At 45.1% G+C, this 24,574-nt stretch carries 18 protein-coding genes and 1 pseudogene; 10 read left to right on the top strand and 9 right to left on the bottom strand.

Going from position 1 to position 24,574, the window contains the following annotated elements; genetic code table 11:
• Nucleotides 1-60: 60 nt before the first annotated feature.
• Nucleotides 61-1,296: a cysteine desulfurase gene (locus L2717_RS06040; RefSeq protein WP_220773844.1), complete on the bottom strand. Its 1,236-nt coding sequence runs from the start codon at nt 1,294-1,296 to the stop codon at nt 61-63.
• A gap of 191 nt (nt 1,297-1,487) precedes the next feature.
• Nucleotides 1,488-2,528, bottom strand: coding sequence for an NADP(H)-dependent aldo-keto reductase (locus L2717_RS06035; RefSeq protein ID WP_220773843.1), 1,041 nt, complete (start codon nt 2,526-2,528; stop codon nt 1,488-1,490).
• Between the two features lie 453 nt (nt 2,529-2,981).
• Here L2717_RS06035 and L2717_RS06030 point away from each other — a divergent pair, with 453 nt between their 5' ends.
• The 6 genes from L2717_RS06030 (at nt 2,982) to nqrF (ending at nt 8,908) form a co-directional block, all read left to right on the top strand.
• Nucleotides 2,982-4,352 carry a Na(+)-translocating NADH-quinone reductase subunit A gene (locus L2717_RS06030; protein WP_220773842.1) on the top strand — a complete coding sequence of 457 codons (1,371 nt, stop codon included), beginning with the start codon at nt 2,982-2,984 and terminating at the stop codon, nt 4,350-4,352.
• Nucleotides 4,352-5,584 (top strand): NADH:ubiquinone reductase (Na(+)-transporting) subunit B, encoded by a 1,233-nt coding sequence (locus L2717_RS06025; RefSeq protein WP_220773841.1) that lies wholly within the window; start codon nt 4,352-4,354, stop codon nt 5,582-5,584. Before L2717_RS06030 ends, L2717_RS06025 begins: the two co-directional genes overlap by 1 nt.
• Complete coding sequence (locus L2717_RS06020; protein ID WP_220773840.1) at nt 5,574-6,380, top strand: Na(+)-translocating NADH-quinone reductase subunit C; 807 nt, start codon at nt 5,574-5,576, stop codon at nt 6,378-6,380. Before L2717_RS06025 ends, L2717_RS06020 begins: the two co-directional genes overlap by 11 nt.
• Nucleotides 6,377-6,997 carry an NADH:ubiquinone reductase (Na(+)-transporting) subunit D gene (locus L2717_RS06015; RefSeq protein ID WP_115405195.1) on the top strand — a complete coding sequence of 207 codons (621 nt, stop codon included), beginning with the start codon at nt 6,377-6,379 and terminating at the stop codon, nt 6,995-6,997. The genes L2717_RS06020 and L2717_RS06015 overlap by 4 nt, the downstream gene beginning before the upstream one ends.
• A gap of 9 nt (nt 6,998-7,006) precedes the next feature.
• On the top strand, nt 7,007-7,615 hold the full coding sequence (nqrE, locus tag L2717_RS06010; RefSeq protein WP_220773839.1) for an NADH:ubiquinone reductase (Na(+)-transporting) subunit E: 609 nt from the start codon (nt 7,007-7,009) through the stop codon (nt 7,613-7,615).
• A 75-nt stretch (nt 7,616-7,690) separates the two neighbouring features.
• Entirely contained in the window at nt 7,691-8,908 is a 1,218-nt protein-coding gene (gene nqrF / locus L2717_RS06005) for an NADH:ubiquinone reductase (Na(+)-transporting) subunit F (RefSeq protein ID WP_220773838.1), read from the top strand.
• A 790-nt stretch (nt 8,909-9,698) separates the two neighbouring features.
• Here the strand turns inward: nqrF and L2717_RS06000 are convergent.
• From L2717_RS06000 to yjjX, 4 genes are all read right to left on the bottom strand, one after another.
• Nucleotides 9,699-10,004, bottom strand: a complete 306-nt coding sequence (locus L2717_RS06000; protein WP_220773837.1) for a monooxygenase — start codon at nt 10,002-10,004, stop codon at nt 9,699-9,701.
• Nucleotides 10,005-10,503: 499 nt separating this feature from the next.
• Complete coding sequence (locus L2717_RS05995) at nt 10,504-10,710, bottom strand: DUF3565 domain-containing protein (protein WP_115405201.1); 207 nt, start codon at nt 10,708-10,710, stop codon at nt 10,504-10,506.
• A 335-nt stretch (nt 10,711-11,045) separates the two neighbouring features.
• Nucleotides 11,046-12,113, bottom strand: coding sequence for a bifunctional helix-turn-helix transcriptional regulator/GNAT family N-acetyltransferase (locus L2717_RS05990; protein ID WP_220773836.1), 1,068 nt, complete (start codon nt 12,111-12,113; stop codon nt 11,046-11,048).
• Nucleotides 12,114-12,117: 4 nt separating this feature from the next.
• A complete protein-coding gene (yjjX, locus tag L2717_RS05985; protein ID WP_220773847.1) occupies nt 12,118-12,678 on the bottom strand; it encodes an inosine/xanthosine triphosphatase in 561 nt (186 codons plus the stop codon).
• Between the two features lie 269 nt (nt 12,679-12,947).
• On the opposite strand from yjjX, the gene L2717_RS05980 reads away from it, so the two are divergent.
• Together L2717_RS05980 and L2717_RS05975 are read left to right on the top strand one after the other, a co-directional pair.
• Complete coding sequence (locus tag L2717_RS05980) at nt 12,948-15,512, top strand: acylase (protein ID WP_220773835.1); 2,565 nt, start codon at nt 12,948-12,950, stop codon at nt 15,510-15,512.
• A 466-nt stretch (nt 15,513-15,978) separates the two neighbouring features.
• The gene (locus L2717_RS05975; protein WP_220773834.1) at nt 15,979-17,274 is read left to right on the top strand and encodes an SLC5/6 family protein; all 1,296 of its coding nucleotides are present in this window, start codon (nt 15,979-15,981) and stop codon (nt 17,272-17,274) included.
• A gap of 103 nt (nt 17,275-17,377) precedes the next feature.
• Here the strand turns inward: L2717_RS05975 and L2717_RS05970 are convergent, their stop codons facing one another.
• Nucleotides 17,378-17,821, bottom strand: coding sequence for a GNAT family N-acetyltransferase (locus L2717_RS05970; RefSeq protein ID WP_248938002.1), 444 nt, complete (start codon nt 17,819-17,821; stop codon nt 17,378-17,380).
• A gap of 500 nt (nt 17,822-18,321) precedes the next feature.
• Between L2717_RS05970 and L2717_RS05965 the strand changes: the two genes are divergently transcribed.
• The gene (locus tag L2717_RS05965; protein ID WP_220774931.1) at nt 18,322-19,656 is read left to right on the top strand and encodes a dicarboxylate/amino acid:cation symporter; all 1,335 of its coding nucleotides are present in this window, start codon (nt 18,322-18,324) and stop codon (nt 19,654-19,656) included.
• Between the two features lie 71 nt (nt 19,657-19,727).
• On the opposite strand, the pseudogene L2717_RS05960 reads toward L2717_RS05965, so the two are convergent.
• Nucleotides 19,728-21,048 (bottom strand): annotated as a pseudogene (locus L2717_RS05960) (IS4 family transposase).
• Between the two features lie 125 nt (nt 21,049-21,173).
• Nucleotides 21,174-22,088 carry a L,D-transpeptidase family protein gene (locus L2717_RS05955; RefSeq protein WP_220774930.1) on the bottom strand — a complete coding sequence of 305 codons (915 nt, stop codon included), beginning with the start codon at nt 22,086-22,088 and terminating at the stop codon, nt 21,174-21,176.
• A 708-nt stretch (nt 22,089-22,796) separates the two neighbouring features.
• Here L2717_RS05955 and L2717_RS05950 point away from each other — a divergent pair.
• Complete coding sequence (locus L2717_RS05950; protein WP_220774075.1) at nt 22,797-24,527, top strand: potassium/proton antiporter; 1,731 nt, start codon at nt 22,797-22,799, stop codon at nt 24,525-24,527.
• Nucleotides 24,528-24,574: the final 47 nt, after the last annotated feature.

Below are 24,574 nucleotides of genomic sequence, written 5' to 3'. Positions count from 1 at the left end.
TCCTGTCTTACTTATTTGAGCATCGTATGAGTGACATGTGAAACTACGGCTAAATACTGCTTACAGCAGCAAGTCTTTTACCGAGGCTAACGCGGTAATAAAGTGGTCGATATCGTCTTTATTGGTGTAGATACCAATAGAGGCGCGGCAACAGCCCTTAAGGTTCAAACTGTGCATTAATGGCATGGCGCAGTGGTGGCCGCAGCGTACAGCTATGCCTTGTTGATCTAATAAAATGCCCACATCTTGATGATGTTCATCGGCAAGATTAAAGGCGACGACGCCAATATTGTCATCAAAGGCGCCGTATAAGTGCACTTCCCCGAGTGCGCGTAATTGGCACTGTAAATAGTTAAGCAGCTCGGCTTCATAGGCTTGAACTTGCCCCGTAAGCTCCGTTTGTAAAAAGGTAATGGCCGCGCCCAAACCTATGACTTCAGCAATCGGCGGTGTGCCCGCTTCTAAGCGGTTCGGCAGGCTACCAAATTCTGTTGCCTCAAAGCTCACGCGTTTTATCATCTCGCCGCCAGTTAATAATGGCGCGAGACTATCTAACACGTCAAAACGGCCGTAAAGCACGCCAACGCCTGTGGGACCGTACATTTTATGCCCCGAGAAGACGTAAAAATCACAATCGATGTCAGTCATATCCAGCGTTAAGTGCGCAGCAGCCTGCGCGCCATCGACTAAGGTTATAGCGCCTTGGGCTTTGGCTAACTGCACTAACTGAGCCACAGGATTGACTGTGCCTAGTGCGTTCGAGATATGACATAGGGCGACGATTTTAGGCTTAAGTGCTAACAAAGCTTGATAGGCATTGATATCTAAGCGGCAATGTTTATCTAGTGGAATCGGCTTAATCACTGCGCCTGTGCGTTTTGCCAGTTCTTGCCAAGGGACAATATTGGCGTGGTGCGCCGCCGAGTCGATCAAGATCACATCGCCTGCGGTTAATTGTGCGGTAAGCCCAAATGCGACTAAGTTGATTGATTCTGTCGTGCCGTGGGTGAAAATGATTTCTTCACGGTGTTTGGCCTTTAAAAAATGTTGTAATTGGTCGCGCACCTTTTCATAACTTAGGGTGGCTCGCGCCGATAGCTGGTGCGCCGCACGGTGCACATTAGCATTGTCGTTGGTGTAATATTGCGCCATCGCATCTAACACTATTTGTGGTTTTTGGCTGGTGGCCGCGGTATCGAGATAACACAAGGGATAGCCATCAAGTATCTGCTTTAAAACAGGAAATTGTGCACGGATGTTTGCGTTGTGGGGTGTTAGCAAGGCAGATTGAGTCATGGATGAGGCTAAGGCAATGAAAAAGGCTAATAGATCTTCTGTTATCTGCAATATGAATGCAAGTGTTAGCGAGGCTAGGGTGAGAAGCCAGAGCGTGGCAGAGCCGTTTATGATGGCAGAGTAAATTTATAATAGATATAACATCTGGCAGTGTAACCAGATGTTATATCGCACTTAATGCTTACTCATGCCTATGGACAAGGCAATCTAAATTTCTCGGACAGTTCACTTAAGCGCACGAGTAACTCAGGCGATAGCATAATGTTGAGGCTATCGATATTTTCTTTGAGTTGATACAAGTCTGTGGCGCCGATAATGTTAGAGCCGACAAACTTACGTGAGTTAACAAAGGCTAACGCCATTTGCGCGGGCGTAAGCTTAAACTCGCGCGCCAAATCGACGTAGGCCTTGGTGGCCTCAAGCGCCATTTGTGAGCCAGTGTAACGGGCGAAACGCTTAAACAAAGTCAGGCGAGCGCCTTCGGGCCATTGATCATTGCAGTATTTGCCAGTTAAGGCACCAAAGGCCAGCGGCGAATAGGCGAGTAGTGGCAGGTCTTCACGGTGGCAGATTTCACTCATACCCACTTCAAAACTACGATTGAGCAAGTTATACGGGTTTTGCACACTGACAATACGCGGTAAGCCGTGCTTTTCGGCGAGTTGCAGGTACTTCATCAACCCCCACGGAGTTTCGTTCGACACCCCGATATAACGCACTTTCCCTTGCCTGATAACTTCCGCTAGGGCTTCTAAGGTTTCGAGAATGGGCGTTTGTAGTTCATCGTCTTGCTGATCGTAAAATAGCTCACCAAAAAAGTTGGTATTACGATGTGGCCAATGGATTTGGTAAAGATCGATAGTGTCTATTTGCAGCCGCGCTAAAGAAGCATCCACGGCCTGATGGATATTGTTCCAGTCTAGCGCCATATTTTTACGAATATAATCACTCTTACCACCAGGTGCGGCAATTTTAGTGGCAATAACCAGATCGTCACGGTTGCCACGGGCTTTTATATATTGCCCTAAAATTCGCTCTGTTTCCCCTTGGGTTTCTGGCTTTGGCGGTACCGGATACATTTCCGCCGTGTCGATAAAATTAATGCCATTGCCTATGGCATAGTCCAGCTGTGCAAATGCCTCGGCTTGGGTATTTTGCTCGCCCCAAGTCATAGTGCCCAAACAAATTTTACTGACCTCGAGATTAGAATGCGGTATGCGTCTGTATTCCATCTACTTCTCCTACGGAAACTATCTTAGTTTGAGGCTACCAAGCTTTTACTGTAAAGCAAAGACTAAAACATTGGCTGAAAAAGTAATGCGCTAAAAATAACCAGCAAGCTTATCCCTTTTATTCTCGATTAAGAGGGTTAGTTGGTTGAAGTTTGTTCGTCAACGCACTGTTTCAACAGCTTTAGGACATTATTGCGCTCAAGCCTTGTTTTAGGGCTTATATCTCCAATATATGGTTTCGCTAAATCAGCCATAACGCATTAATTGATAAATGGTTATAAAACTACATTTACATGTTTAAGCGGGCATATATGCCGATCTACATCACGCATAATTGTAAATAGATGTATTTAACTTACGAATTGGCTACAGAGTGTGACGCCAATAGCGGAATTTCTGTTAATAAACCTATACCCTAAATGTATCTAAAAATTTTTATGGTTGATATTTGTGATGGCAGATTTTTCAAACCAAATTGTAACGATCAAAAAAGGTCTTAATTTACCCATAGCGGGCGAGCCTTTGCAGATCATTGAACCCAGCAATAGGCCATCTCTAGTGGCCATAATGGGTGAAGAATATATTGGCTTAAAACCGACGATGTTAGTTGAAGTGGGTGATAAGGTTCAAAAGGGCCAGCCATTATTTGAGGACAAAAAAACGTCAGGCGTACTCTATACTGCGCCAGCCAGTGGTGAAGTCGTGGCCATTAATCGGGGCGATCGCCGAGTGCTGCAATCTGTGGTGATCCGTTGTGATGGCTTAGACTCTCAACAGCAGATTCGATTTGATATTCACGCCGATGTCTCAGTGTTATCTAGAGAAGTGATTCAAAAGCAACTGTTAAATAGCGGTTTATGGACGGCATTACGTACCCGCCCTTTTTCAAGGGTGCCGGCAGTGGATACCATACCTGCGGCTATTTTTGTTACCGCGATGGATACCAATCCCTTATGTGCTAATCCACGATTAATTATTGCCGAGCAAGCCGAGGCTTTTAAAGTGGGATTGCAAGTGCTGAGCCGTTTAACGGAAGGTAAAGTTTACCTGTGTCAGGATAAAGGTGAAGCCATTGTCAGCGAGTCATTGCCGCAACTTGAGGTGCGCCGTTTTGATGGTGTTCATCCAGCAGGTTTAGTCGGTACCCATATCCACTTTACTTTGCCCGTGAGTTTAGCGCGGCAGGTGTGGCATATCGGTTATCAAGACGTAATTGCCTACGGTAAATTATTTCAAACCGGTGAGTTGTATACTGACCGCGTTGTGGCCTTAGGTGGCCCTAGCGTGCTCAATCCTCGTTTATTGCGTACCCAGTTGGGCGCTGAATTAAGTCCCTTAGTCGCCAATGAAATCAAACCCGGCAATCAGCGTGTGGTATCAGGCTCTGTGCTATCAGGCCATACCGCTAAAGATGTGCATGACTTTTTAGGCCGATTCCATAACCAAATCTCAGTATTAGCCGAAGATGCACATCATGAGGTTTTATCTTGGGTACGCGGTGGTACAGATAAGTTCTCTATCACCCGCGCCGTGACTTCGCGTTTATTTGGCGCAACTAAGCTGTTTGAGTTTACGACGCATCAAGGCGGTTCTGCGCGCGCCATGATGGCCTTTGGTCAGCTTGATCGCGTCATGCCACTGGATATTTTACCCACCTTATTAGTGCGAGACTTAGTCGTGCGTGACACCGATGAAGCGCAAGCTTTAGGGGCATTGGAGTTAGATGAAGAAGATCTGGCGCTGTGTACCTTTGTGTGTCCCGGCAAATATGACTTTGGTAAAGAATTACGTGCCTGTCTAGATGTTATCGAGAGGGAAGGTTAATGACCAAACAAGTTAAAAAACCTGATTTACAGGAAGCCACTGATTTACAACAAGAGTACTACGCCACAGGTAAGTCAATGAAGGGCTTTTTGCGCTCATTGGTGATAGCAAATGGCCGCAGTACTAAGGGCAAAGTGCATGTGCGTGACGCGATTGACGTGAAACGCACCATGACGCTGGTGGGCATGTGTTTGCTACCTGCTATTTTATTTGGTTTATACAACATTGGCCTACAGGCTCAAGCCGCGCTAGCAAGTGGTTTAGCGACTCCCGACATCTGGAAACTGGCTATTTTTAATAGCTTGCTCGGTGGTCTTAGTCAAGACACTGGCGTACTGGGCTTATTTCTCTATGGCCTTAGCTTTTATCTGCCAATTTACCTCACTGCACTGCTCACTAGCTTGTTTTGGGAAGTGGTGTTTGCACGGGTACGTGGCCAAGAATTGCACGAAGGTTTCTTTGTAACAGCACTGCTGTTTACCTTGATTTTGCCGGTATCGACTCCGCTGTGGCTGGTCGCTATGGGAATTTCCTTTGGTGTGGTGGTGGCTAAAGAGCTGTTTGGCGGTATGGGGTATAACTTCCTCAACCCTGCATTGGCAGGTCTTGCCTTTATCTATTTTGCTTATCCGTCAGAAGTCGCCACGGTACAACAATTAGTCGCTGTCGATGGCTTTACTGGCGCAACGGCGTTGGCACAAACCGCCGCGGGTAAACTGAGCTTTGCTGATTATTCATGGTTTAGCGCCTTTAGTGACCCAAATTGGTTGAATAACTTTTTTGGCTTTACCGTGGGAGCGATTGGCGAAACTAGCACGCTGGCAATTTTACTCGGTGGATTGATGCTGCTTATCACTCGTTTAGCGGACTGGCGTATCGTTGTTGGCGTGATGCTGGGCATGATAGCAACGGCAACTATTTGTAATTACATTGGTTCTAGTAGCAATCAAATGATGCACATGCCGTGGACTTGGCATTTGGTGACAGGCGGTTTTGCGCTGGCGATGATGTTTATGGCTACCGATCCGGTGACGACCTCCTATACTCGCCAAGGTAAATTTGCCTACGGCGCCTTGATTGGTTTTATGACTGTACTCATCCGTGTGGCAAATCCAAAAATGGCAGAGGGAGTCATGTTAGCCATTTTGTTCGCTAACCTTTGGGCGCCGTTGTTCGATTATTTGGTGGCCCGCGCCAACATCAAACGGAGAATTAAACGTCATGGAATTTAAAAAAGATACTGTGGCGGGGACTATGGTCTTCACCATTACGCTCTGTCTGCTGTGCTCTTTTATGATTACAGGCACCGCTGGCATATTAAAAGAACGTAAAGTGGCTAAAAAGCGTGATGAAGTACAACGCTATGTGCTGATGGCCGCCGATGTAGATTTAGGTCAGGGCAATGAGTTTAGGGAGATTTTCGCTAAATCCGTTCAGCCCTTATTGATCAACCTAGACACAGGTAATGTGGACTCAGACGCTAACGTACTCGATTTTGATGAGCGTATGGCGGCGATTAATCCTGAGACATCAAGTACACCTAAAAAAGATATCGCCAAGATTAAAACCCGTGCGAACGATGCCCGTGTATTTAAAGTATTAGATGCCAACGGCAAGTTAACCAGCGTGGTAGTGCCTTTTTATGGCAAAGGTTTGTGGTCGATGATCTACGGCTATGTGGCAGTTGAACCCGATTTCAACACCATTAAAGGGCTAGTAGTTTACGAGCACGGCGAAACCCCCGGTATCGGCGATTTTTTAACGGACCCTAAGTGGATGTCACTGTGGAAAGGTAAGCAATTGTTTGATGAAAAAGGCAAGTTTTCGATACGTCTTGTGAAAGGCGGCGCTAAAGAAGGCGATGTTCACGGTGTGGATGCGGTGAGTGGCGCAACCATGACAGGTCGCGGCGTACAGCGGGCAATGGAGTTTTGGTTTGGCGTGGAAGGGTTTCAAACCTTCTTCAACCAGCTGAAAACATCGGCTGCTTCGGGTGAATTGCAAGGTGAGTTGGGAGAGGCAAAATGAGCAACACTTTATCCATGCGTGACATGCTAACCGGGCCAGTGTTTGCCAATAACCCTGTTGCGATGCAAGTGCTGGGCGTGTGCTCGGCGCTGGCGGTCAGTAACTCAATGCAAACCGCAGTGGTCATGACGCTGGCGGTAACCTTTGTGTTGGTGTTTTCTAACCTGATTATCTCCGCTATCCGTAACCTTATCCCTAACAGTGTGCGCATTATCGCGCAGATGACCGTTATCGCCTCTTTGGTGATTATCGTCGATATGGTATTGCAGGATGTGGCTTATGAGCTATCAAAGCAACTATCTGTATTTGTAGGGTTAATTATTACCAACTGTATCATCATGGGCCGCGCAGAAGCCTTCGCGATGAAGTACCCACCGCATTTAGCTGTGGTCGATGCACTTGGTAATGCCACCGGTTATGGCTTAATTTTGATCAGCGTCGCCTTTGTACGCGAGCTACTAGGTACCGGTAATTTATTTGGTCATCCGATATTTACCACCATTGAAAACGGCGGGTGGTATTTACCCAACGAGATGTTCAAGCTACCACCCAGTGCCTTCTTCCTGATCGGTGTGTTGATTTGGACCATTAATGTGATCCAGCGGAAACGGGGTTAAGGAGCAGATATGGAACACTATATAAATCTATTTTTGCAGGCCACATTTATCGACAACATGGCGCTGTCGTTCTTCTTGGGCATGTGTACCTTCTTGGCCGTGTCTAAAAAGGTGTCTACCGCCTTTGGTTTAGGCGTCGCCGTAATTGTGGTGATGACCTTAGCCGTACCGTTAAATCAGCTGATTTACGTCAAAGTGCTCGCCCCTGGTGCATTGTCTTGGGCGGGTTTACCCGAGATAGATTTAAGCTACCTGCAATTGATCACTTTTATCGGAGTGATTGCGGCGTTAGTACAAATCCTGGAAATGTTTTTAGATAAATACATTCCTAGCCTGTATGACTCCCTAGGGATTTTCCTGCCTTTACTCACAGTAAACTGCGCGATTTTTGCTGGAGTGATTTTTATGGCTAACCGTGACTACAACTTCGGTGAGTCAGTGGTGTTTGCTATGGGCTCGGGTGTCGGCTGGGCGGTAGCGATTGTGCTGCTGGCGGGACTGCGCGAAAGAATGAAATTCAATGCGATTCCTGAGGGCTTACAAGGTATTGGTATTACCTTTATCACCACAGGTTTAATGGCGCTGGGCTTTATGTCTTTCTCTGGGATCTCGTTGTAAAGAGCTGCAGGCGAACCATTAGCTGAGAAAGCGTAACCGCATTCTTTTTAGAAAGAGCTAGAAAAGGGTAATACGATGGAAATGGCAATTGGCATAGGCATGTTTACGCTTGTAGTGTGTCTGTTGGTGATAGTGATTCTACTCGCCAAAAAACAATTAGTGACAACGGGTGAAGTCACTATCGGCATTAATGACGACGCTGAAAAAAGCATTAAAGTTGCGGCGGGTGACAAGTTGCTCGGCGCGTTAGCAAGCCAAAGTATTTTTATTCCGTCAGCCTGTGGCGGCGGCGGAACCTGTGGCCAGTGCCGCGTGACCATTAAATCGGGCGGTGGGGATATTTTACCGACCGAAATGGGTCATATCACCAAGAAAGAAGCCAAAGAAGGTTGTCGTCTTGCTTGCCAAGTATCGGTGAAAACCGATATGGAACTTGAGCTCGACGAAGAAATCTTTGGGGTGAAAAAGTGGCCATGTAAAGTGATCTCTAACGATAACAAAGCAACGTTTATCAAAGAGTTATTACTCGAATTACCCGAAGGTGAAGATGTTCGCTTCAAAGCGGGTGGCTATATTCAAATTGAAGCGCCCGCCCATGTAGTGAAATACGCTGATTTTGATATTCCAACAAAATACCGTGGCGATTGGGATAAATACGGCCTGTTTGACATAGTATCAACGGTCAACGAAGAAGTGTTGCGCGCTTACTCTATGGCCAACTATCCCGATGAAAAGGGCCGCATTATGCTCAACGTGCGCATTGCGACGCCGCCTTCAGCTAATGTACCGCCGGGTAAAATGTCATCTTATATCTTCAGCCTGAAAGCGGGGGATACCGTGATCATCTCTGGACCATTTGGTGAGTTCTTTGTAAAAGAGACCGACGCTGAAATGGTGTTTATCGGCGGCGGTGCGGGTATGGCGCCTATGCGGTCACATATATTCGATCAGCTTAAGAGCAAAAAAACCACTCGTAAAATGAGCTTCTGGTACGGCGCCCGTTCAACCCGTGAAGTGTTTTACCAAGCAGATTTTGACGCTCTAGCGGCTGAGAATGAAAACTTCGTTTGGCATGTGGCGTTATCTGAGCCATTGCCTGAAGATAATTGGACGGGCTACACCGGTTTTATTCATAATGTGATTTATGAGAATTATCTTAAAAATCATAAGGCACCAGAAGACTGCGAGTACTACATGTGTGGTCCTCCAATCATGAACTCCTCAGTGATTAAAATGCTTGAAAGCTTAGGGGTTGAGCCAGAAAACATTCTACTCGATGACTTTGGCGATTAGGTTGTAAGTGAGTAATAAAAAATCGCGTTAGGCAGAGCTAGTACAGCTGAGTCTAACGCGATTTTTGTTTATAGTGCTTTTAGTTTCTGGCTTTGATAACTAGCTAAAGGATTTACCGCCATGGCGGATTAAATAGCTCACCATGCGCCCACTCTCAGCGGTATAGCATCCCATGCGAAACTATCCTTGCCAGTATGCAATATCGAGCTATCGATACCCAATAGCATTCGGATTATTCATATCTTCCCCCGCATCCACCATTAATTTGAGCATTTCACAAGACTGTAGCTCACAGGCATGCAACAGTGCCGTCATTCTACTCTCGTCCACGCCTTCAAGATCAGTGCTATTGGTAATAATGCGCTTTACCGCAAGCGTATCTTTGGCTTTACCGCATCGATAAGCTTCGTACTCGTAGATTTTCTTAACCTATTGATTAAAAATAGATAATGTTAAAAAATGTTAGTCAGCATAGTGGTTTATGATAGCGATTTTATATTGTTATCTACCTTGAACGGTTCGCCATGGCAATAGGGAGTGCCTTCAACACTTATCTGAGTTCTGCGAAGGCGTGGCATACAAACCTCCTTGTTAATGCTTAACCAAAGCATAGACAGAAGTTAGCTATCGAGCCATTAAGATTGAGTGTCTCTGTATTCATCAATCCCAAAAGAGTTATGGATGTCCCATCTTTTAAGTATGAGTTATCAATTGTTTAAAGTGCGTCACTTCTTATAGAGCTAGAAGGTAAGGCTGGATTAACTACTTTGGCATCGCCAATGTCAACAAATTAGTCAATGGGCCCATTGGTAATATTTGACAAAACTTTATTTACGTCAAAAATCTTGGCGTGTACCTCCGGAATTCCAAAACCTTTTAACCTAGTTGTATGTTTATCAAGATAGGCTTTGGCGGTTTCCTCATCTTCAAACAGATAAATTCCTCCACCTTCTTTCGCATTTTCACTTTCGGTCCATATCTTCCAAATGAAGCCCGGCTCTTCAGCTATTGAATTAGCCAGCTCCTTGAATGCCTCCGCCATTTGATCGCCAAAAGGTCCGCTGTATGGGAAATCTATTTGTAATAGCTTTGTCATATGTACTTACTCCTATTTTTTTGTACTAACGCCGTGCTCTGGGGCAAACCGGAAGAAAAATCTAGCCATCCATTTTAGAACAACATAATGCACTTTTGGTTTGTCTACAACGTGTACGAGCTACAATAGGTTAAATTACAGTCATCAAAAATTGAAGGGCTAAAGCTGAGGCATAAAAATGAGCTAACTCATTAAAAAATTGGTGTATTTAAGACATGCTAACTCACCCAATAAAACAAATGGGCAGTGATTGGTTTGGTTAAGCAGGATTACATGTGAAAGTGCTGACAGCTTGCCGCAAAGTGCCGTCGTCGGTCCTATGGGGATGCTTCTTATTAAATAAAAAGATGGCGCGTCACTGGAAAAACAATAGCAATGAAAATAGTGCAATTGAGAACGTAACTAACTTTGGGGCTAAAGCCTCTAGGACAGCAGATCTATATTGCTTACGTTTGAGCGGTTTGTGAGACGCTGCTTACAGGGGCAAACGAAACCATACTTATTCTTGGTCTGGCGGTGAGCCTGTATCACATTTCTTGCAGTTCAATTTAAAGCCAAGCATACCAGTCCTTCCGCTTTGTGATATTACCCATGGTCTTACTGACCACGGAGGATTGTGGCGTACATGCTGAAAGTGACCGCAACTTAATTTCGCCACCCAATGATTCTCTGCATCAAGATGAAAACCTATTATCGGTTGTTCCAAAAACACCTAGCCTTATTTTTAACTATATGTATTAACTGTAATTTATCATTTTTCTATCGTTTTTTATATACAAAAACCATCAGAAATATGCAAGTATATTGATTTATAAATGTTAAAAAGTAAGTAGTTAACATACTAGCGCACAAGGGGTCGTTAGGATTGGCATTGTTACCCTAATAACGGTTAACGATATAGATTTTATCATCGCGCTTATTAAGGTGATTCTAATAAAGCTAAAGTGCGTCAAGTCGGGGAGCAATGGCAGTCATTGTTGTTCCCCTTGACGCTTGCATCGATTTATTCCTGAACGCCTTTCTCCAATTCTGCTTCGTATTCTATTGATTAAGTTCTAGCAGCATCGGCATTTCACAGGCATCGTGGCCTGTGTTACCCAGTGGTGCAGATAAATGTACAAAGCCTAATTTCTCATAGAGTTTTACGGCTTCATTTAACGCGGCTGTGGTTTCTAAATAGCAGCTTTGATAACCCGTTTCGCGGGCGAAATCGAGTGCCATTAAGGCTAAGCGTGTTGCGAGCCCTTTACCGCGAATTTCGGGCATAAAGTACATTTTTTGCAGTTCACAAATGCCATTATTGTTGGCTAATGGCGCTATGCCTGCGCCGCCTAAAATGCGGCCTTCTAACTCAATAATCCAATAGTTGGCGCCCGCTTGGGAGTAAATCTGGCTGAGGCAATCTAAGGTCGGGTCGGCCACGCTATAACCTTTATCCGCGGTTAAGCCGTATTCGGCGGAAACATCGCGGATGACTTTGGCTATTGCGGCATCATCTTGGGCTGTGGCTTGGCGAATCTGACAACCACTTTGCTGCTTGGCGTTATGTACGGCTTGGTTATATAACATAAGAGCTTCTTCTATTTGTGAGGTTTGTGCTGGGGTCAATTGGGCTAAAATTTCTTGAAATAATTGATTTTGCTGAGTATCTAATTTTACGAGTAATTTTTTACCCGCTGGCGTGAGTTGCACCACTAAGCAGCGGTTATCCCGAGGATGAATTTGACTGTGGGCAAGGTTTTTATCAACCAAATGTTTAATAGCACGACTGGCATTGGACTTATCGATGCTGAGTTTGCAGGCCAGCTCTTTGATGGTTAATGGCTGCTTACCTAGCTCAAATAAAGTATGTGCTTGCACGGGCGAGAGGGGCAAGTCTCCAAAGGCGGCGTTGAGCATGCCTAAATTTCTCACCAGATAGCGAGATAAGTGCCTGAGCTCTATGGATGAGTCTGGCTCAGCCGTTTGCCTAGTTTGAGGCGTTGGCTTAGCTTGAGCCGCCATTATTGCTGAGTCTTGAGTCGATACTGCGTCTGTTTTAGCCATAGTCGAATAGGTTTGGTTGTAGGTCACAACTAAGTTAGCGGGCTTCAACGGCGCTTGCAACATGTGACTAACAAGTTTGTGCGTAAATATCGGGATTTAGCAGTGGCGCCATGGCGAGAATTATCGCTTGGGTATAATTGCTTTCACGGGTTGCATGCCCGTGGGTTAGTAAACCAATAGCGCCACCTTTTTGCTTGATATTGATGGTGTTAAACAACCTATCCATCACATGCCCGAGTTCTTCGCCTGCTTCTAATGCGCGATAAACTTGCATTGGCAGTGGCAAAATTGCGCTACGGCCAATGGCGAGTTGGTCTTTATGACCAATAGCAATGTAGGCGAATGTGGCTGGACCAAAGTCAAAGTTATCAACGCCACCTTCCATGGCAAAGTAGTAATCACCCTTGGTGTCTTGCGTGTCTTGTTGTTGACAATAGTGAACCCGATTAATCGCGCCTTGGCGAGTTTCACTATCCGTCATCGGTTGAGCTGCTACACCTGAAGGCGCATCCATACCCTTTACTTCGATAATGCTATCGGGGAACAGTTGCGCCATCGCCGTCGTTGCGGCATTGATTTTAACTGGGTTTTTAGAGCCCACTTTTATGTTAATTATTTTTCGCTGCACATTTTGTTTCATATATGTTGCTTATTTTGGTTATTAATGTGGACGCTCGTTTGAATCATTGCTTAAATGGTCTGAGGTGTCTAAGCGTTTGGGTTTTCTATTTTGCCACAGTCTTTGGTGAAGCTCAGTAAAAAAGCCAACAGTAGGGGAGGCAAAATAGCCAGCTTAGGCACTAGGAAGCGACATGCAACTATTGCTCCTTCAGTTATTCGTCTGGACAGGCAGTAAGGCAATGTCATTGAAGGAATCAAAACCAAGAGATAATAATAATGAAATTCAACAAACTCATGATCGCAATGGGAATGGCTTGCGGTGTCATACTCGCAGGTTGTAACGATAGCGACGATAGCCCTACGCCTACTGAACCTGAAACCCAATTACAAACCTTTGCGCCTAATGGTTTACTTAAAGCCAGTATTCGCCGTACCACCTACGGCGTGCCGCATATCCAAGCCGATAACTTAGAAAGCCTAGGTTTTGGTAGCGGTTATGCACAAGCGCAAGATAATTTATGTGTGTTAGCCGATGGCTTTATTAAAGCTAACTCGCAGCGCTCTATGTATTTTGGCCCCCATGCGTCAATTGATTTTACGACCGGCCTACCCACGGCTGAAGATAACGGCAACTTGATTTCAGACTTTGCCTATAAAGCATTAAAAATCAGGGCACAAGCCGAAGAAAAATGGCCTAGTTTTAGTGAAAACTCTCGGGCATTAATCCAAGGTTTTACCTCTGGTTATAACCAATATCTTGCTGATGTCGAAACGGGCAAACAAACGGCTGAACCTTTTTGTGGTGGTCAGCCTTGGGTGAAAGCCATAGCACCAGAGGATGTGGTCACCTATCTGTTTTCTATCGCGTTATTACCGGGCGCGGCTAATTTTCTAGATTTGATCTTCTACGCTAACCCAGGGGATGCGCAGGAATATATGCCGCGTATTGTTGGGCCAGCGCCAAGCCAAGATCAAACGGCATTTGTTGCCGATATGCAATCTAAGTTGATTGCCCGCGTGGCTCGTATTACTACGCCAGAGACCAATCCAGGTGAGTTAGGCTCCAACGGTTGGGGTTTAGGTAAGGATAAAACTGAAAATGGTAAAGGTATGGTGCTGGGTAATCCGCATTTTCCGCATACGGGCAACCTGCGTTTTTGGCAGTCTCATATCACGATTCCTGGGCATTTGGACATGATGGGTGGCTCGCTAGTCGGTATGCCTGGACCGATTAATATCGGCTTTAATAAAGACTTAGCTTGGACGCATACCTTTTCAACTGCCGAACATTTTGTGATGTATAACCTTGAGTTAGTCTCGGGCGATCGGATGCAATATCTGTTTGATGGTAAGCCGATGCCGATCACCAAAGAGACGGTATCGATTTTAGTCAATGGCGGCCCTGCGGGCATGCTGGTGGCTGAGAAGGATATTTATACCACAGCCAAAGGCCCTATGGTTGAAGCACCCGCTGCGTTAGCGCCATTTGGTTGGGATGATGGCGGCGCCTTTATGCTCCAAGATGCCAATATGGGCAATATGGATCCTGTCGACCATTGGCTAGCAATGGATATGGCGACCAATAAAGAAGAGTTTCAACAAGCCTTTAAAGATTACGACGGGGTTATTTTTAATAACACTATGTACGCCGATAAAGAGGGTAATGCCTTCTATATTGACGATTCTACCGTGCCGGGATTATCAGAAGCGGCGGTAGTGTTACTCAAAACCTCGCCAGACATTAAGGCGGCAAAGGCGAAAGCTGGGTTTACGATTTTACCCGGTAACACCTCGCTGTTCAGTTTTGATGGCCCAACGCCCTATGAGCGTGCCCCCAAACTTGAGCGCACTGACTTTGTGCAAAACTCTAATGATTCATTCTGGTCGACAAACTTAAATGAACCCCTCACTTATTTCTCGCCCATGTATGGTGTAGAAGCGGGGCAGTTATCACTGCGTACACGTATGGGTCTTAGCTTAATGCAGGACGCTGCAGGTGCCGATGGCAAGTTTAGCTTGGAAGAACTCGAAGCGGCAGTGTTATCTAATCGCAGTTATTTAGCTGAGCTAGTGCTGCCAGAGTTGATTGCCCAGTGTGATGCCCAAGGCAGCACGCCTGTGGTGGTGTCAGCGAGTTTATCAAAAGATGTCACTTCGGCTTGTGCAGCGTTAAAAGCATGGAATGGTAAGCAAGATAACGACAGTAAAGGTGGCGCCTTAGTGCGTGAGTTTGCCCACCAATTCAGCCAAACGACGATGCTGACCCAAGGGTTTGATCCTGCCAATGCAGCGACGACTCCTAAGAAGTTGACTACTGATGGTAGTGCGTTAGTGGCCTTAGCCCATGGCGCGCTTAATCTTGAGGCGGCTGGTTTTGCCTTAGATGCACCATTGGGTGATGTGCAGTTTGTGGAAAAATCGCTGCCCGATGGTACGCCAAGCGGCTCGCGTTTGCCTTGGCCGGGTAGCCATAATACTGAAGGTGGCTTTAACGTGTTCTCGACCAGTTTGTCGGGCGATGACACTTTGATCCCGCAGCACAAGTACGCACCTGTTATGGACGTCGTCACGGGTAAAGCCATGAGTTCAGGTTTAACCGCGAAGGGGTACCAAATCCGTTATGGTTCGAGTTGGATGATGGCGGTGCACTTTACCGATGAGGGCCCAGTAGCGCGGGGAATATTAACCTACTCTGAGTCGAGTAATATCTTAACACCTGCTTTTGCCGATCAAAGTCTGTTGTACTCGAGTGAGAAAACTTTCCGGCCGCTGTTGTTTAAAGAGGCGGATATCACCCCAGCAGTGCTATCAACAACGGAGCTGAGTTTACAGAAACCTTAAATCCGATAGATTTAATTGCTCACCGTTTGTTTATCATTAACGGCTCACTGCGAAACATAATTCGCGCTGAGCCGTTTTTTTATACAGGGTGAAAACTGATAGTTATTTGTAAAAATTTAACATTACCAATGGCGATCTAGATCACCATTCCGCGCATGGCTGTGGTGGTGCATCACATTTTGATGTTTTTTGCGATCAAAGCCCGCTTAGCTGTTTTTATCAACACACACCTAATGTCACGTCATTGAGTTTTTAGTGAAAAATTTGTAATTTAATGCGATTTTAGTGTTTATTTTTTGATGCTAAATTGGGGCTTTATTACATTGAATCAGCGATCTAGATCCCAATATCAGTTTATTATGAAATTCCCTTACATTAAGCGGTGTCAGATCAACTTTTATAGACATTTTTTGGTTATCCTTAGCGCGAATTTATTATGTTTAGTCACATGTAAGGTAACTTCTATATGCAAAAAGATGCGACCAGTGTTCTTGGAACACCTCAAAGCACGCAAGAAAATAACACCGCAAAACACTTACCTTGGACACGCCAAGATACGACTTGGATGTTGAGCTTGTTTGGCACCGCAGTGGGTGCTGGAATTTTATTTTTACCGATTAACGCAGGCATGGGCGGTTTTTGGCCGCTGGTACTGATGGCCATAATTATTGGCCCTATGACTTATCTTGCTCACCGTGGTCTATCTCGTTTTGTGTGTTCATCAAGTATTCCTGGTAGTGATATCACTCAAGTGGTGGAAGAGCATTTTGGTATTGGTGCAGGCAAGGCCATTACTGTTTTGTATTTCTTTGCCATTTACCCGATTGTACTTATTTACGGTGTAGGTATTACCAATACTGTTGATAGCTTTATCGTTAACCAGTTAGGTATGGCATCACCACCACGCTTCATTTTATCAGGGTTGTTGATCCTTGGTATGATGGCTGTAATGGTTGCTGGTGAGAAATTTATGCTGAAAGTGACTCAACTTTTAGTGTATCCGCTGGTGGGTATTTTAGCTTTCATGTCTCTTTATTTAATACCTGAATGGAAAATGGATGCCTTACAAGTTGTACCTGAAGTGGGTGCATTTTTAGGAACGGTTTGGTTGACTATCCCTGTATTAGTGTTCGCTTTTAACCATTCGCCTGCAATTTCACAGTTTTCAGTATCATTAAAACGCGACCATGGCGTGAATGCTTCCCGCAAAGCCGATGTGATTTTACGTAACACTTCGATTATGTTAGTGGGCTTTGTGATGTTGTTTGTGTTCTCTTGTGTGTTGTCGTTATCGCCAGCTCAGTTAGCTGAAGCTAAAGCACAGAATCTACCGATTTTATCTTATTTAGCTAACGTACATTCAAGTGGTTTTGTAAGCTACTTTGGTCCGTTTATTGCCTTTATCGCGATTGTGTCTTCTTTCTTCGGCCATTACATGGGCGCGACAGAAGGCATGAAAGGTGTGATTGTTAAGCAGTTACGCTCAAGTGGTAAATCGGTTTCTGATGTGAAGATCGACAAGTTTATCTTAGGCTTTATGTTCCTCACTATCTGGGCTGTGGCTGTGATTAACCCAAGCATCTTAGGTATGATTGAAGCTTTAGGTGGTCCAATTATCGCTGCAATTCTGTACATAATGCCTATGTATGCTGTGTATAAAGTGCCAGCATTAAAAGCATATCGCGGCCGTATTAGTAATATCTTTGTCGTTATTGCGGGCTTACTGGCAATGACAGCAATTGTATTTGGCTTCTTTAGCTAGGTTTGAATGTTAGTCGGCGCGCGGCATTAAGCTGTTGCGCCATCTGTAAAAAAGGTCGAGCCACTGGCTCGACCTTTTTAATTTTGTGAATATTTTAAAGCACTTATTTTTCTTCAAACATTAAGTAGTAACTCTGCTTCATCCCTAAGGCTTGGTAGGTCTGCTGGGCTGCAAGGTTTTCTTGTTCGACATATAAACGAAAGCTTGCCGCGCCGCCATTAGTTTCGGCCAGTTGTTTAACTTCGTTATAGAGTTTGCCATAGATACCTTGGCGACGATTTTGCGGACGAATATACACACTTTGGATCCAGTAATAATCCTTAGCACGCCAATCGCTCCATTCAAATGTCACCATCAGTGAGCCTACGATTTCACCCGTGATTTCTGCGACGAGATAAAACCCTTTTTGTGGACTTTCCAGTAGTGTGCCCACGCCTCGTGTAAGTATGGCTTCATCTAAGGCTAAGCCTTCAGTTTCTTGTGCCATGGCTTGATTAAATTGTACTAAGGCGGTTATGTCTTGAGCCTTAGCTTTACGGATCAACATACGACAACTCCTAGGCGGTTATTTGGCAATAGTGCTTTTGTTTAATGAACAACTATTTAGTGGTTCACTTTAACATGGAATATTGGGTGATAACGAGTTTGCCAGTGGCAGGTTTAGCCGCAAACTTGCTTGTTGATAGAATATTGAGTGCGGCTAAATTCTTATTTTGCAGGCTTGTCTCGGGTGAAGGTTCTCTAAATTAAGGCATTCAATGATGGCATTGGTGATGACTTTTCCGCTAAGGCAATGCGAATACACCAACAATAGCACCGCATATTTTGAGGCGTAAGTTGTAAAAATGGCAGAATTGGGAGGCAGGATTATAAACGTGCTTTTTGTTAATGTTATTGATTTTTAGACAGTTTAGCTCAACGTGACCCAGATCATTCTTAGATTTAAACCCCTCTGCTAGACTCGGCGATTGCCTCATTTAGACTGAGAAGCTAGCACGTTAGTTCTGGTCTTTGCCTTACCATTGTTTCAAGTTCAAGGTTATTAATATGACAAAACCCAAGTTGTCAGCATTAGGCTATGTTTGGTCTCGCTGGATGTCAGTGCCGCTGTGGCTACAAATTGTTATTGGTATGGTGTTGGGTATTTTGGTTGGTATCATTTTTGGTGAGCAAGCAACTTGCCTGAAGCCGCTGGGTACCTTGTTTGTTAATGCTATTAAGATGCTGATTGTGCCACTGGTGTTTTGCTCGCTGATAGTGGGCGTCACTTCGATGCAAGATACGGGCAAGATGGGCCGAATTGGCTTTAAATCCTTTGTGTTTTATCTCTCCACCACAGCGGTTGCGATAAGTATCGGCCTCGTTGTCGGTTATATTCTTCAACCTGGCGCAGGCTTAGGTTTAACGCTGGTAAAAGGTGCGACTCAAACCGCTAAAGAGGTGCCGTCTTTAATTGATACCTTAGTAGACATAGTGCCGACAAACCCGATTGCTGCCTTGGCAAATGGCCAAATTTTGCAGGTTATAGTGTTTGCTATCGCTTTAGGTATCGCCTTAGTGCTGACGGGTGAGCACGGTAAACCGGCAATAAAAGTGTTCGAAAGCCTTGCTGAGGCCATGTATAAGCTGGCTGACATGGTGATGAAGCTCGCGCCCTATGGTGTATTCGGGCTAATGGCTTGGGTGGCGGGTGAGTATGGTATTGATATGCTTTGGCCACTAATCAAAGTTATTATTGCTGTATATATCGGCTGTATTATCCATGTACTTGGTTTCTATAGTCTTGTACTGCGCGGGGTTGCGAAGTTAAACCCATTGCAGTTTTTTAAAGGGATTGGTAATGCCATGGTAGTGGCATTTACTACGTCTAGCTCTGCCGGCACGTTACCTGCGAGCATGAAATGCGCGAGTGAAAACCTAGGTGTCCATAAAAAGATTTCTAGCTTTGTGTTACCGCTGGGCACCACTATCAATATGGATGGTACGGCGTTATACCAAGGGGTAACTGTGCTGTTTGTGGCGCAGGCGTTTAGTATAGACCTTACTTTAGTGGATTATCTCACCATTATTTTAACGGCAACATTGGCTTCTATTGGTACTGCTGGAGTACCCGGTGCAGGTTTGGTGATGCTGACGTTAGTGCTGACAACCGTAGGACTCCCATTAGAAGGCGTGGCATTAATTGCAGGGATTGACCGTATTTTGGATATGGTGCGTACTGTGGTGAACGTATCGGGTGACTTAGTGGCAACGACTGTGATTGCAAAGTCTGAGGATGAGCTTGATATGGCGCATTATAATGCCGACATGGAGCAAAGTGCCGTACTAGCCGAGCAGAATATTGCCCTTGAAACGGCAGCGGAGAAGAGCGCTAAGGCATAGAGAACCAAAACGTATTAACCTCAAGTCGTCAGTTATTACATAAAAAACCGCCATTGGATAATGCCGTTCACTTAAGAGTGAACGGCATTTTTATTTGGTCTAATTGGATACTTGTTTTTGCTCATTTTAAGCACTCTTGGATAAGCCCTTTCCCGTTTACCATCCAACTTAAATTGCTGTGCATTACGTTCTATATCCAATACATCTGGGGACATTACCCTGCGTTTGTGATGGCAGTTGTGTCAGCTTGAAGATGATATGACTCGCAGCATCCCGAAAACTCAGTTGATTGGGATGGACCGATGGCAAGCTTTTGGTCATCAGTAACATCTTGTATCGGATAAGATTATAGGCCAGCAACACGCCCCACAGCTCTTGAGTCACGAGTTCTGGCACTTGACTGCGCAGCGTAAAACGACTCTCCAACAGGTGCTGTTTCATCTCTCTGTAGCCCAGTTCGATTTCCCATCGATGAGCATACAAGTCGACAATGTCTTCGCTGGGGTAACGCATCGGGTCAGTCAACGAGGTTAAAATGGAGATTAACTTACCTTTCACTGTCTTAGTGAGTAAGCGGACTTCAAGCGTATCTGGGAGCAGCGGCCATTTCTTTCTGGCTTGAGGCGTGGTGGTGAGCCTCACCAGCTGGTCATGCTGACCCAACGTTCGAATCACCTCATATTGAGTGCCTTTCTTCAGCGGCAACAACCAGTGGCTATCAGGTTGCGCTTGCTGCCAAGCGTGCAGAAGGCCGAGCGAGTAAAATCCTCGGTCAAAGAGGGTTAGACTGTGATTGGGAATGCTAGGAATGAGCCCAGATGCTAAGTTCATTTCATTTTCGGCAACCGAATCAAAGACACTGTTGACCAACAAATGGCTGCTTAACGCCATCAAGCAAATCATGCGAATTTGCGGATAAGCCGCTTCGCCTGAAGCGTTTGCGGCGCGCGCAAAGGCAGCTTGATTTTGGACACTATCGGGTGTCTGCCACACGACACCGTCGACGCCATACAAGTTAAGACCGCACCAATGCGGGTGCTCAGCTCTCGCATGCCAGGTATTGGCGCTGCGGCTAAATACCTCTCGAACCACCTCACTGCCCAATCGTTTACGCACCTGAGTTACGGCGCTGCGAGTAACATAATCAATCTCTTGCGGCAGAACAATGTCGAGTTTGTTGATGAGTGACCGAACAGACTCTCCTAGGAACAAGGCCATTCCGATCACCGCCCAAATCATCGCATCCATGGGTAATTTACGCCGTCTGAGTGTGGCAACGCCCTGAGAGTCCAAACAGGATTGAATTAACTCAGGTTCTAACACATCAGCTAAGCAGGTGAATTCAGTTAGGCGAGTAATATGAGTGCGCGCGAGTGCTTCTGAAAGTTGCATAAAAAATCCGATGACATGAGGTCATCGGATTTTGATTTTTTCAGCAAGATCGTCAAGCGATCTGTCTTAACTGATCGGCATTACGCAGATAGCGGGTATTTTTTTAGATGATATTTGCCAGCAAATTATTGATTAATGACCAATGGTACACCGGTACGTTCATCGAGCAGCTTCTTGATCACAGAAGAATCAGTGTCCGCTTTAGCAATAAACTTGGCGATCTCTTTGGGTAATGAAATCGCAACGGGATCATTCGATTCAAACTCAGCTATCGTGCGAGACAGTGGTTGATGCACGGCTAAGTAGCGCTTACCGTCTGGCTCTTCGGTTGCTTTAATCGGTTGGTTTACAAATTGTACGCGGGTGCCCACAGGGACCGTCTTGAACAAATGCTCGATATCTTCATGGCGTAAACGCACACAACCTTGGCTGACACGTAAACCGATACCGAAACTGGCGTTGGTGCCATGAATCGCATATAAGTTGCCGATATACAGCGCATACAGACCCATAGGGTTGTCTGGGCCCGCTGGCCATACCGCAGGCAGGATTTCACCCTTAGCGGCATATTCTTTACGAATGCGTGGCGTAGGGGTCCATGTTGGATTTGCCCGCTTACGTTGCACCGTTGTCACCCAGTTTTCAGGAGTATCTTTACCGATTTGGCCAATACCAATAGGTAACACTTCAACGGTTTTTTTACCCTTGGGGTAATAGTAAAGGCGCATTTCAGCAACGTTAATGACGATACCTTCATGGGGAGCATTAGGCAGAATCAATTGTAATGGGATAAGTAGTTTGCTACCTGGCTTTGGTAGAAAAGGATCTACGCCTGGGTTAGCTTCCAGTAAGTTACTAAGACCAAGCTGGTATTTGGCTGCAATATCTTCGAGGGTATGTTTACCCTCTGGAACCGTATAATACTGGTTCTCGCCAATTAACCTGCTTTGGGCGGCTGGTAAAGGATATTCCGTTGCTAAAGCGGACAGACTAGGGAAAACCAAAGTCAATAATAAAGCTGTGGTGCGAAGCATACTCATAAGCGGAGACTACGATTCCTGTTAATAAAAAAGCGTGTTTAACGCCGCTTTCTCTCATAAAACGAGAATGGCAAATTGACGAGCAAAATGCACTGGCGCGCGAAGCTCGCATCCTTCCTTATTTCGGCCATTATTTCAACTGAAATCTGTTCTATAAAGCGTATTTATTGCTTTATGTGTGTTTTTTTACCTTTATCCATAACAGCTTTGTCCTCACATTTTTCATCCAGTTGATGATAATTCTTGAGCGTTAACAACTGAGATTACCCGAGTATGGCGGAGGATGACGAGGCCACCCTTAAAATCGATGTTCAAATATTCACCATTTTATGGCTTCAAGTTTCATTCGAGACAAAATTGCTAACAAAAGTGTGAGTTTATACAGGTTTGTAGCTTGATTACGGGTTAATAATTTTAGTTTATGTCGAATTGTTTTTTTTAACATATTGATATTTATTTATTTTAAATTTGATAAATTATGTGGCTGTATTCTGGTGCTTTTTAGGTTTAACTTTAGCATTTGTTTCAATGTTATCTAAAAGTTGTATTTTTGTATTGTCAGCGTAGATGATTGAATTTTAATATTTAATGCTCCATTAATTCATAATAATTATGCTAATATAAAATCATAAAATTGTAATTAGTATCATTTTTAACCTCGGTGAACCTTTATCGTTTAACTCAATAACCTGTATTAAGGAGGCGTTTGTGGATGCAGATTCCGTCAATAGTTTTTTTCTGATCGGCGCCTTACTTACTGCGGTAAGTATTTTAGTTAGTCCTATGTCGTCCCGCTTGGGTATTCCTATTTTATTGATTTTCCTCGCTGTGGGTATTTTAGCGGGTGAAGATGGGCCTGGTGGGATCCTATTTGATGACTATTCGACGGCCTATTTAGTCAGTAACTTAGCCTTAGCCGTTATCTTACTCGACGGGGGTATGCGTACCCGAGTTGCCAGTTTTAGGGTCGCGTTGTGGCCGGCATTATCGTTGGCAACTTTTGGGGTGGCAATTACTACCAGTATTACTGGCATGATGGCCGCATGGTTGTTTGATTTGCATTGGTTGCAAGGTTTGCTGGTTGGCGCGATTGTAGGCTCAACCGATGCTGCAGCAGTATTTTCTTTGCTCAAAGGCCGCAGCCTTAACGAACGCGTTGGCGCAACCTTAGAAATCGAGTCCGGCAGTAACGATCCTATGGCGGTGTTTTTAACCGTCACTTTGATTGCGATTCTTGCCAATGTGGATACTGAGCTTTCCTTCAGTTTTATGTTTATGAGCTTTGTTAAACAATTTGGCTTAGGCATATGCTTTGGTCTTGGTGGTGGCTGGCTGTTGTGGAAGCTGGTTAATTTGAGCAAATTAGCCGATGGCTTGTATGCCATTTTGGTGTTGAGTGGTGGACTCATCATTTACGCCGCGTCTAACAAACTCGGTGGCAGCGGTATTTTATCCATTTACTTAGTGGGATTGTTGCTCGGTAATAAACCCACCCGTGGGCGGCATGCTATTTTGAACGTGCTCGACGGCATGACATGGATCAGCCAAATCGGCATGTTCCTTGTGTTAGGGTTATTACTTACTCCCTCCGATTTAGTCGATATTATGATCCCTGGTTTTGCCTTGGCATTCGGGATGATTTTATTTGCTCGTCCCATCGCAGTTTGGGTGAGCTTGTTGCCCTTTAAAAGTTTTAGCAGCCGTGATCGCTGGTTTATTTCTTGGGTCGGATTACGCGGTGCGGTACCTATCATCCTAGCGGTATTCCCTATGATGGCGGGTTTACCGGGCGCTCAACTGTATTTTAATTTGGCTTTCTTCGTGGTGTTAGTGTCATTACTCGTCCAAGGTGCCTCTTTGACTTTTGCCGCGCGCTTAGCAAAGGTGGAACTGCCCCCAAAGCCTTTACCTGTTTCGCGTTCAGGGGTTGAGATATACCCGAGCAGCGAATGGGAAGTGTTTGTGTATCGTTTGAGTGATAGTAAGTGGTGTATTGGTGAGCCTTTAAAACGCTTGGCTATGCCTGATGGAACGCGGATTGCGGCAGTATTTAGAGACAACACTTTACTGCATCCTTCTGGTAGTACTTGTTTAGAAGCCGGTGACATACTTTGTGTATTGGGGCAGGAACGCAGTTTAGAAGCATTAAGCCAGCTCTTTAGCCAAGCGCCAGAGACAAAAGACGTACAGCGTTTCTTCGGTGACTTCTTTATTGAAACCGATGTAAAACTAGCCGATTTAGCGCCTATTTATGGCCTTAGCTTAGATAATGTGGCTGACGATATGACTATCGCAGACTTAGTCACATCGCAACTGAGCGCGAATCCTGTACTGGGGGATAAGTTCCAGTGGCAGTCATTACATTGGGTCGTGGCGGGGCTTAATGAAGGTAAAGTGACAAACGTAGGTATCCGTTTGCCCACGGAGATTGCATCCTAAATACTTTGGATTCATTTTACGGTTAATGCCTCTATAAAAATGCCAGC

The sequence above is a fragment of the Shewanella glacialipiscicola genome (genome assembly GCF_023283485.1).
Lineage (GTDB): Bacteria > Pseudomonadota > Gammaproteobacteria > Enterobacterales > Shewanellaceae > Shewanella > Shewanella glacialipiscicola.
Note: the sequence above shows the minus strand (reverse complement) of the source record. Positions and strands in the feature narration are given on the sequence as shown.

Excerpts from the sequence above, each read along its gene's own strand:
- L2717_RS06040 (WP_220773844.1), bottom strand. The coding sequence starts at position 1,296 with ATGACTCAATCTGCCTTGCTAACACCCCACAACGCAAACATCCGTGCA.
- L2717_RS06035 (WP_220773843.1), bottom strand. The coding sequence starts at position 2,528 with ATGGAATACAGACGCATACCGCATTCTAATCTCGAGGTCAGTAAAATT.
- L2717_RS06030 (WP_220773842.1), top strand. The coding sequence starts at position 2,982 with ATGGCAGATTTTTCAAACCAAATTGTAACGATCAAAAAAGGTCTTAAT.
- L2717_RS06025 (WP_220773841.1), top strand. The coding sequence starts at position 4,352 with ATGACCAAACAAGTTAAAAAACCTGATTTACAGGAAGCCACTGATTTA.
- L2717_RS06020 (WP_220773840.1), top strand. The coding sequence starts at position 5,574 with ATGGAATTTAAAAAAGATACTGTGGCGGGGACTATGGTCTTCACCATT.
- L2717_RS06015 (WP_115405195.1), top strand. The coding sequence starts at position 6,377 with ATGAGCAACACTTTATCCATGCGTGACATGCTAACCGGGCCAGTGTTT.
- nqrE (WP_220773839.1), top strand. The coding sequence starts at position 7,007 with ATGGAACACTATATAAATCTATTTTTGCAGGCCACATTTATCGACAAC.
- nqrF (WP_220773838.1), top strand. The coding sequence starts at position 7,691 with ATGGAAATGGCAATTGGCATAGGCATGTTTACGCTTGTAGTGTGTCTG.
- L2717_RS06000 (WP_220773837.1), bottom strand. The coding sequence starts at position 10,004 with ATGACAAAGCTATTACAAATAGATTTCCCATACAGCGGACCTTTTGGC.
- L2717_RS05990 (WP_220773836.1), bottom strand. The coding sequence starts at position 12,113 with ATGTTGCAAGCGCCGTTGAAGCCCGCTAACTTAGTTGTGACCTACAAC.
- L2717_RS05980 (WP_220773835.1), top strand. The coding sequence starts at position 12,948 with ATGAAATTCAACAAACTCATGATCGCAATGGGAATGGCTTGCGGTGTC.
- L2717_RS05975 (WP_220773834.1), top strand. The coding sequence starts at position 15,979 with ATGCAAAAAGATGCGACCAGTGTTCTTGGAACACCTCAAAGCACGCAA.
- L2717_RS05970 (WP_248938002.1), bottom strand. The coding sequence starts at position 17,821 with ATGTTGATCCGTAAAGCTAAGGCTCAAGACATAACCGCCTTAGTACAA.
- L2717_RS05965 (WP_220774931.1), top strand. The coding sequence starts at position 18,322 with ATGACAAAACCCAAGTTGTCAGCATTAGGCTATGTTTGGTCTCGCTGG.
- L2717_RS05955 (WP_220774930.1), bottom strand. The coding sequence starts at position 22,088 with ATGAGTATGCTTCGCACCACAGCTTTATTATTGACTTTGGTTTTCCCT.